Source organism: Sodaliphilus sp. (genome assembly GCF_045598405.1).
Taxonomy (GTDB): Bacteria; Bacteroidota; Bacteroidia; order Bacteroidales; family Muribaculaceae; genus Sodaliphilus; species Sodaliphilus limicaballi.
The window spans coordinates 1-7182 of the sequence record NZ_JAZLLZ010000013.1 but is presented as its reverse complement, the minus strand read 5'-3'; the positions used below and the strand labels follow the sequence as shown (position 1 = coordinate 7182).

The 7182-nt window shown below is 41.7% G+C and carries 13 protein-coding genes; 4 read left to right on the top strand and 9 right to left on the bottom strand.

What is annotated here, in order from left to right; genetic code table 11:
* Nucleotides 1-169: 169 nt before the first annotated feature.
* The 3 genes from ACKI3C_RS01445 to ACKI3C_RS01435 form a co-directional block, all read right to left on the bottom strand.
* Nucleotides 170-865 (bottom strand): hypothetical protein, encoded by a 696-nt coding sequence (locus ACKI3C_RS01445; protein WP_407401305.1) that lies wholly within the window; start codon nt 863-865, stop codon nt 170-172.
* Nucleotides 866-968: 103 nt separating this feature from the next.
* Nucleotides 969-1166, bottom strand: coding sequence for a helix-turn-helix domain-containing protein (locus ACKI3C_RS01440; protein WP_407401303.1), 198 nt, complete (start codon nt 1164-1166; stop codon nt 969-971).
* An 8-nt stretch (nt 1167-1174) separates the two neighbouring features.
* Nucleotides 1175-1390 (bottom strand): hypothetical protein, encoded by a 216-nt coding sequence (locus tag ACKI3C_RS01435; protein WP_407401301.1) that lies wholly within the window; start codon nt 1388-1390, stop codon nt 1175-1177.
* A gap of 230 nt (nt 1391-1620) precedes the next feature.
* On the opposite strand from ACKI3C_RS01435, the gene ACKI3C_RS01430 reads away from it, so the two are divergent.
* Nucleotides 1621-1959, top strand: coding sequence for a helix-turn-helix domain-containing protein (locus tag ACKI3C_RS01430; RefSeq protein ID WP_407401299.1), 339 nt, complete (start codon nt 1621-1623; stop codon nt 1957-1959).
* Nucleotides 1960-2430: 471 nt separating this feature from the next.
* Nucleotides 2431-2598, top strand: a complete 168-nt coding sequence (locus ACKI3C_RS01425; RefSeq protein WP_407401307.1) for a four helix bundle protein — start codon at nt 2431-2433, stop codon at nt 2596-2598.
* Nucleotides 2599-2619: 21 nt separating this feature from the next.
* On the opposite strand, the gene ACKI3C_RS01420 is transcribed toward ACKI3C_RS01425, so the two are convergent.
* The 5 genes from ACKI3C_RS01420 to ACKI3C_RS01400 all read right to left on the bottom strand — a co-directional run bounded on the left by ACKI3C_RS01420 (nt 2620) and on the right by ACKI3C_RS01400 (nt 5168).
* A complete protein-coding gene (locus tag ACKI3C_RS01420; RefSeq protein WP_407401297.1) occupies nt 2620-2988 on the bottom strand; it encodes a hypothetical protein in 369 nt (122 codons plus the stop codon).
* 191 nt (nt 2989-3179) lie between these two features.
* Nucleotides 3180-3647, bottom strand: coding sequence for a hypothetical protein (locus ACKI3C_RS01415; protein WP_407401296.1), 468 nt, complete (start codon nt 3645-3647; stop codon nt 3180-3182).
* 47 nt (nt 3648-3694) lie between these two features.
* A complete protein-coding gene (locus ACKI3C_RS01410) occupies nt 3695-3826 on the bottom strand; it encodes a DUF6712 family protein (RefSeq protein ID WP_407401294.1) in 132 nt (43 codons plus the stop codon).
* Between the two features lie 22 nt (nt 3827-3848).
* Nucleotides 3849-3989, bottom strand: coding sequence for a hypothetical protein (locus ACKI3C_RS01405; protein ID WP_407401292.1), 141 nt, complete (start codon nt 3987-3989; stop codon nt 3849-3851).
* A 120-nt stretch (nt 3990-4109) separates the two neighbouring features.
* Nucleotides 4110-5168 (bottom strand): Clp protease ClpP, encoded by a 1059-nt coding sequence (locus tag ACKI3C_RS01400; RefSeq protein ID WP_407401290.1) that lies wholly within the window; start codon nt 5166-5168, stop codon nt 4110-4112.
* A 139-nt stretch (nt 5169-5307) separates the two neighbouring features.
* Here ACKI3C_RS01400 and ACKI3C_RS01395 point away from each other — a divergent pair, with 139 nt between their 5' ends.
* Nucleotides 5308-6006 (top strand): helix-turn-helix domain-containing protein, encoded by a 699-nt coding sequence (locus ACKI3C_RS01395; RefSeq protein WP_407401288.1) that lies wholly within the window; start codon nt 5308-5310, stop codon nt 6004-6006.
* A 3-nt stretch (nt 6007-6009) separates the two neighbouring features.
* Nucleotides 6010-6666: an ATP-binding protein gene (locus ACKI3C_RS01390; RefSeq protein ID WP_407401286.1), complete on the top strand. Its 657-nt coding sequence runs from the start codon at nt 6010-6012 to the stop codon at nt 6664-6666.
* A gap of 55 nt (nt 6667-6721) precedes the next feature.
* On the opposite strand, the gene ACKI3C_RS01385 is transcribed toward ACKI3C_RS01390, so the two are convergent.
* Complete coding sequence (locus tag ACKI3C_RS01385) at nt 6722-7042, bottom strand: hypothetical protein (protein WP_407401284.1); 321 nt, start codon at nt 7040-7042, stop codon at nt 6722-6724.
* Nucleotides 7043-7182: the final 140 nt, after the last annotated feature.

Genomic DNA, 7182 nt, shown 5'->3' with positions numbered 1-7182 from the left:
TCGATGTCGTGTTGGTGGTTCGTTTGGTTTTATTTGCCGCACTAAATTAAGTGAAATCACCGACATGACCAAATCTTGGGCAACTTTTTGTTGCTCAGGATATTATAAAAATTGTTAACAAAAGTGCTGCGGAATTAAGGTATATACTATTTCTGCAGAAAGATTGATTCTAAAAATCGGAATTGAAGTCCTGCTTGCCAAGACTTCCCGGGTCAGTTCCCCTACGAGTGCTGTATTTATCTTCGGGGGCACTATTGCCTGTTTTTTGTTTTGCTCCATTAGATTTATTGTTTATTTGAGTTCGCGCCCAGTTCAAGAAATAAGTTTTGAATTTCGAATAAGAATCAGGGAATTCATCTGTATCGACTTTTGCGCTATAAAACGCATTAAGTAGAGATTCTACTACGGCTCTATCCGAAGATAGAGATCTGCAGCAATCTTCCCAGAACTTATCATTGCCCTTAACTTCTTCAAAAATTTTTTCAGAATTCTCACGCGAAAGAGAGAGAGAATTATTTATTTTATTTTTTATATTCTTTATATTGTGTTGCCTTTTGCGTTGCCCATTATCATCCAATACAGATATATTTTCATCATGGTTTTCAGTGCCAATTTCGACATCATTTCCATTAGAAAATAGTGGCTGAAATTTATCATAATTGCATATAGTGATAATTGTCATGAACTTGTTTTTTTCAACTTTAATCATACCATCACATGAGAGTGTGGACAAGAACAGAATCACGCCTTTGGCATTGGTGCCCCAACGCCTTTGGAGGTCTCTGTTTGATGTCGCAAACTGTCCCCTTTTAAGTGTTACTTGCTTCGTGTTGTATATTACTTTCTTTTGAGTCCATGAAGCCATAAATAACATGTCGACCCAACGTTGGAAGTGTTTGGGTGACGACCATATCCAGTGATAGACAATACTGCGATGTAACTTTATCCATCCCGCGTTATCCATACAATCACCATTTTGCCGCCCATAGTTTTTTTATCTCACTTCCGAGATAGAATTTTCGAGAATTCACTCTACGGAATCCACATCTAATTGCTCCTATTTGGGTATATTTCCTCAATGTATTGCGATGCACACCAAGTATCTTGCATGTTTCATCAATGGAATACCTTGCAGTGGGAGCCACGTCTGGTTCATTCTTTATCATAGCTAATCTCACTTAAAAATGTCAGGAAAGAGTGTTTCCTTAGGTGTTTCCAAATATTTCTCAAGGATAATCTGAACATTTGTGTCAGGGTTGGTTTCTCGAGCAAGCCATTTTCTTACTGTTGATTCTTTCCTGTTACAAACTTGTGCTATAACAGAGACGAATTTTGCGCCTGGAGTAGGCTCGGCTTTAAGCCGTTCATAGATTTCATAAAAGCTTTCCATATCGCTATCTTATAATTTTTTTAATAAAAGTTATAATAATTGTTGTAACATATAATTTTTTTTTATACTTTTGCATTGTCAATCTTCGCTAATAGCGTCACTGACAAAAAGAAAATATGGCGCAAAGATAATAAATATCTTATAATTATCATAAGATATTTTAAGATTTTTGTTACCAAAAGGCGAAAAATTTTGTCGTCTTTTATTAATTAAGGTATAATAGAATCGTCATGAGTAGTTACAACCTAAAGGCAATCCGCAAGGAGCATCACGACACCCAGAAGGGATTGGCAGAGAAAACCGGGTATCAGCAAAGCTTTATCTCTGAAATGGAAACGGGCAAGGTAAACATGCCCGACTATTTCATTGAAAGGTTGAAGGAAATCTATGGAATTGAGGATTTAGAGAAGTATCGTGTAGAAAAAACAAGGAACAAGCCTGGTCGTCCGCCTAAAGAGGATCAAATATCATCTAAGATAGTGGAACGAATGCTTTCAATCATAGAAAGCCAAAATATCAGACTTGCTCAACTTGAAGAGAGAATACACGAATTAGAACGCAAAAAATGATGTGCATGCACTTGCGCATGCGCATGAGAAATAGAGAGTATATATTTAATTGTTAAACAAGCAATTAAACCGCTAAAAGATAAACCTGGGGGGCGTGGGGTCGCTAGTTCGAATCTAGTCATCCCGACCACAAAACAAAAGGTTGGTAATCAATAGGTTACTAACCTTTTTTCTTAGAAAATCCGCGCGTTTTTGCCTAAAAAAAAAGGTGAAGATGCTGAATTATGTTCAAAAAACTACACTTTTCGCTTAAAAATACTTGTACATTTACTTGTACAGGGTGCCAAAATTGGCCCAAAATCGACTTTTTGGGGTAAAACTTGTACAAACACTTGTACATATACTTGTACATTTTGGCCGACTTGTACAGACACTTGTACATAAACTTGTACATAAACTTGTACATAATTTTAGTGATAAAGTACACAATAAGAGCATGTTAAGCGTTTTGCCGCCCGATTTTCGCTTGAAATTGCCTATGGTTCATTGATGGAAGTGTACTGCCAACTGCAACTGTCTGCTGATTTGGGATATATCTCGCAAGAGCAACTAAATGCGCTCAAGCACACATCTTTCAATGTTTCTAAACTCTTGAGCGGATTGAGAAAGTCGTTCGAGCAAAAACTCAATAACCAATAACCTATAACCAATAACCAACTTTCAAATCGTCCATTCATTTTCATTGTACCGCAGGTCAGTGAAAATGTCAATGGCTATTTGAAAGTAACAGCAGGCACAGCCGCTGAAGAAATAGCGGTCGATCTCGTTGAAAGTGATGCGCGGGTCAAGGTAGATGCAGTGCTGTTCCAGTTTCGTGCGCTCCTGTATAAGCACGCTCATGAACTGGCGGAACAGTTCACGCATGGTATCGATGCACTCCTGCCTTGCGTCCATATCGTCAATGGCATGTCGCATGGCAAGGAAGACTGTCTTGACACGGCGCGTCCGCGGAGCTGCTTTCTGTAACGAAGCAAGTGTTTGCCTTCGATACACCCAATAACCTTGGTGCCAGTCCATTTCAACAGGCATTTGACTTTGATGTCAGTTGCCGGATAACCGTCCGCAAGCAAAGTGAACAGGAACAGCAGTTGTTTGTCCGTCAGTTCACCCCAACTCTTCGGGAAAGTGAGATTGATAGTTTGTTGCATAAAGAAAGCCGTTTAAGTACCACAAAAGTACCTAAACGGCTCTATGCTGTAAAAGACAGAGTTTAATCTATTTTAATCCATTTTCTGACCAAAATTTATTAAATCCTTATATGTAGCTTTTTTTATTGTTTCAGGCATCTCTCTTCCTATACTATTATATTGTGGCATGAATTCTTCAACAACTTTGTTTAATTCTATAGCAAAGTAATCATTACGAGATAACTTTTTGCCTTCATCATTCATTACCAAAGCATCTGCACTATGAGAAAACTCACCATTAATGTATCCATTTTTAAAAATAGTTGTTGATAAAATCTCGTTTATTCTGAAACAAATTGCTTTATTTAGAATGGCATAAGCTTCTTCGTCTCGTCCTTGTAGATGAAGCGAACGAAGATTTTCCAAGGAAGAAGGCTCGACAAAATCAACATACTTTTCCTTAATTTTCTTAATATTATTTGTTGCTCCCCAAATTTTAAAGAACAAAATAATATTTAATACCCCCCAAACAAATAGTAAAATTCCTAGTATTGGATCCATAATAATAATTTTTTGGTTATTAATATCCGCAAAGTTAGTAAAAAAAATCAGAACCAATATCCATTATTCTTCTTTTTATTTTTGAAAACTTTCGGAGTGTACAGTTCTGCGGTAGCAGATCTGTGCCACTCGGGGAACGAATCGGGATAGCGGCGTATCGTGTTCACGCAGTCAGTCATCAGGCGATGGTTGATTGGTTTATCACGCAACACATCCGCTATCTGGCTTGTAGGGACCGAACTGGGCATTGCCGTTGATCTCAGCCACATGTTCCTTGTAGCGGATGCCAGGACGGCCAGTCATGTACTGGAGGGTGTCTTGAATGCCGATGATTGGGAGCATCAGCAGGTCTTAGCGCCATTTGGCTGCTGCTTCCTGGTAATCGGCGAGAGTGTATGTCAATTTTCCTGCCATGATAATATAGATTAAGGATAAAAGATGAATGATTAAAGATTGGCTTGCTTATACTTTGGGGAGCATGTTGTAGAGCGAGCGTGCGCTATTGACTGTGTCAACAAAGTTCTCGACATCGCTCTTCTCCTCTTGTTGAGGACTCTTGCCGTTGTTCACCACGGTTGTAGTGTCCTCGCCGGGTTTTTCGCGAAGCTGGGTGACTTCGGCAACGAGATCCTGCTCACGCTGACGTGCAGCGGTAACAGCGTCCTCGATAGCCTGCATCTGTTCAACCGACAGAGTAATCTTGCCGTCGGTTGCCGCCATGTTCTCGACAGAGAGCAGGGTGCAAAGGTTTGTGAAAGTGTGCATAGTAATTATAGGTGTGTGTTGTTCAACAATATTTGGATTAGATTCTTGTTCTTGATTTTCCTGAACTTCCGCTGTGACAGCCTTGGGTTTGAAGAACTCAGCGATGGCAGCGAGGAACTTGCCGAAAGCGGACTGCTCGTCAGCCATAGGCACATTGGGTATGGGCATGCCTGCCGAAGCCATTGCCGAAGCTACGGCATCGGTGAGTTTGGGAGCGGACTCGTCCTCAAAGTCAGTGATTTCGTCCACGAAACCCCATTCAAGCGCTTCCTTAGCGGTGAGCCAGCCGCCCGCTTTCATCAAGTCAAGCAGTTCGTTAGCGGGCTTCTTGCACTTGGCGGCGTACATCTCGGCGATGTTAGCGTCAAGTTTGTCGAGGTCACGCTTGGTTGCTTTGAGGTCTTTGATGAGAGTTGCGATGTCGTCGGCATTTAGGTTGCCGTACTGGAAGAACTCGCTGCTGCACTTGTGGACGAGGTACATTGCCGACGAGTCCATTGAGATGCTGCTGGCACCGAGCGAAGCGATGGTTGCCGCCGAAGCGTTCATCCCTGCGAAGTGGACTGCCACGTCACCATGTGCCTTGAACGACGAGGCGATGCTCAGCGCAGTTGCAAGCGAACCGCCAAGCGAGTCGATGAGCACCGACACAGGCTTCTCGCTGTTCTGGGCGAGTATGTAGTCGACGTAGTCGCGGTCGAAGTCACAGCCCCCGACATAGCCTTTCAGGTGTAGGTTATATTTCTGTTTTGCCATAGTAAATCAAATTTCTATGGCACAAAGTTATTACCCAAATAAACAAGGAGAAAAGACAAGCCCGCCACGCAGTTTTACGGCTCAAATCGCCTCTAAGTGATGTTTTTTTAGTAACTTTGCAACAGAAATAGCAAACGATATGGCAGAGAACCAGAACATAGAATACAAAGAATCTTGGCGTGACGAATACCTTGGCTGGATATGCGCCTTTGCAAATTCACAGGGAGGTAAACTCTACATCGGAGTGAACGACAAAGGTGAGGTCGTTGGCGTGTCTAACAGCCACAGACTACTTGAAGATATTCCCAACAAGATTGTAACAGTCCTCGGCCTGGTCTGTGACATCAATCTTTTGACCGAAGACGGCAAGGAATATCTCGAGATTGTAGTTGAGGCAAGCAATGTCCCCATCTCTTTCAAGGGAGAGTATCACGTGCGTTCTGGTGCCACAAAACAAGTGCTTAAAGGAACAAGCCTGCAATACTTCTTGCTGAAAAAGAACGGTTTGTCTTGGGATGACATTGCGTCTACTGATGCGACAATTGATTTCGTTGACCGCAAAGCCATAGAATATTTCTTGCGTAAAGGTATAGAATCTGGACGTATAAGCTCGGACTTGGAGAACGAAAGCACACAAACTGTTCTCGAGAATTTCAGATTGCTTACCCCTGACGGGAAACTAAAAAACGCAGCGGTACTCATGTTTGGCAAAGACCCACAGTATTATTTCCCTGGCGTTCAATTTAAGATAGGTAGTTTCGGTGCCGATGATACTGACCTTATCTTCCAGGACATCATTGAGGGAAACATTCTTCAAATGGCAGACAAAGTGATTTAGGCCTTGCGTACTAAGTATTTCCGCAACCCCATTCGTTATGTTGGTATGCAGCGAATCGAAGACCTCGAAATACCCGAGGAAGCTTTACGAGAAATTATTTACAACGCAATTATCCACAAACAATATAGCGGAGTGCCTATTCAAATGAGGGTTTATAACGACCATATTGAGTTGTGGAATAATGGCGAACTTCCTGACACACTAACTGCTGAAAAACTCATGCAGAAACACTCATCGTATCCACGCAACCTGAGCATTGCAGGAGTATTCCTTGCTGCGGGATTCATTGAGTCATGGGGACGAGGTATTGAGAAGATTTGTTCAGGCTTTAAGAATGCAAAAATTAATAATCCTATTTTTGAAGCAATACAAGGTGGTGTTCGTGTGACATTTGAAAGGAACTCGGCAATAAAAGGTCAAAGTGACCCAATAAATGACCCAATAAATGACCCAAAAGTCGCACACGCGGAATTAACAGATAGACAACTAAATATATTAAACATAATAGAGCAAAACCCAAATGTTTCAAGAAAAGAATTGACCCAAAAGCTCCTGGTGTCAGATGCTACTATAAAGCGAGACTTGCAAGTTATGCAAAAAAAGGGGATTATATCTCGAATTGGGGGGCGCAAAACTGGCCAATGGGTTATTATTAAATAATTCCAAACAAAAAGCCGACTCAATGAGCCGGCTTTTGTGTTGATGGCAAGTGACATCAGTCAATCTCGTATAGGCGGATCTCGCTCTCGTCATCGGTGTGAAGGATGTAATCAGGAGCGATTGCATTCAGTTCGGGCTGATATTCAAAGTCCTCGGGAGCAGCCCAGATATAGACAAACTTGCCGTTAAGATTCTCGTGTTCCTTGCTGCCGAAGTAGTTCACTGTATCGACGTATTCGACCAGACCCCACTCCGAATTATCAAAACCGGCTTTGTTGATGCAGTCAAAGATGCGGTAAACCTTGTCCGCGAGCATCGAGGTGATGGCTTGTGCGGATTCGCAGATGCTGATGTTGGGAAGATTGCTTGTACTCATAATTAAAGAAACCCGTTTTTCAGACCCTATACATCAAGGAACGTGGTTAGTTCCTCTATGTATTTGAGCTTTGTGATATCCTCCCATTGGCCATCCTTCTCTGTTCGCACCTTCTTGTATTTTGAGAGCATTCTGAATAT

What these genes read in the sequence shown, in the direction of transcription:
- ACKI3C_RS01405 (WP_407401292.1), bottom strand. Translation starts at nt 3,989, where the DNA reads ATGCTCCCAATCATCGGCATTCAAGACACCCTCCAGTACATGACTGGC.
- ACKI3C_RS01420 (WP_407401297.1), bottom strand. Translation starts at nt 2,988, where the DNA reads ATGCCTGTTGAAATGGACTGGCACCAAGGTTATTGGGTGTATCGAAGG.
- ACKI3C_RS01385 (WP_407401284.1), bottom strand. Translation starts at nt 7,042, where the DNA reads ATGAGTACAAGCAATCTTCCCAACATCAGCATCTGCGAATCCGCACAA.
- ACKI3C_RS01435 (WP_407401301.1), bottom strand. Translation starts at nt 1,390, where the DNA reads ATGGAAAGCTTTTATGAAATCTATGAACGGCTTAAAGCCGAGCCTACT.
- ACKI3C_RS01395 (WP_407401288.1), top strand. Translation starts at nt 5,308, where the DNA reads ATGGCAGAGAACCAGAACATAGAATACAAAGAATCTTGGCGTGACGAA.
- ACKI3C_RS01440 (WP_407401303.1), bottom strand. Translation starts at nt 1,166, where the DNA reads ATGATAAAGAATGAACCAGACGTGGCTCCCACTGCAAGGTATTCCATT.
- ACKI3C_RS01415 (WP_407401296.1), bottom strand. Translation starts at nt 3,647, where the DNA reads ATGGATCCAATACTAGGAATTTTACTATTTGTTTGGGGGGTATTAAAT.
- ACKI3C_RS01445 (WP_407401305.1), bottom strand. Translation starts at nt 865, where the DNA reads ATGGCTTCATGGACTCAAAAGAAAGTAATATACAACACGAAGCAAGTA.
- ACKI3C_RS01430 (WP_407401299.1), top strand. Translation starts at nt 1,621, where the DNA reads ATGAGTAGTTACAACCTAAAGGCAATCCGCAAGGAGCATCACGACACC.
- ACKI3C_RS01410 (WP_407401294.1), bottom strand. Translation starts at nt 3,826, where the DNA reads ATGACTGACTGCGTGAACACGATACGCCGCTATCCCGATTCGTTCCCC.
- ACKI3C_RS01400 (WP_407401290.1), bottom strand. Translation starts at nt 5,168, where the DNA reads ATGGCAAAACAGAAATATAACCTACACCTGAAAGGCTATGTCGGGGGC.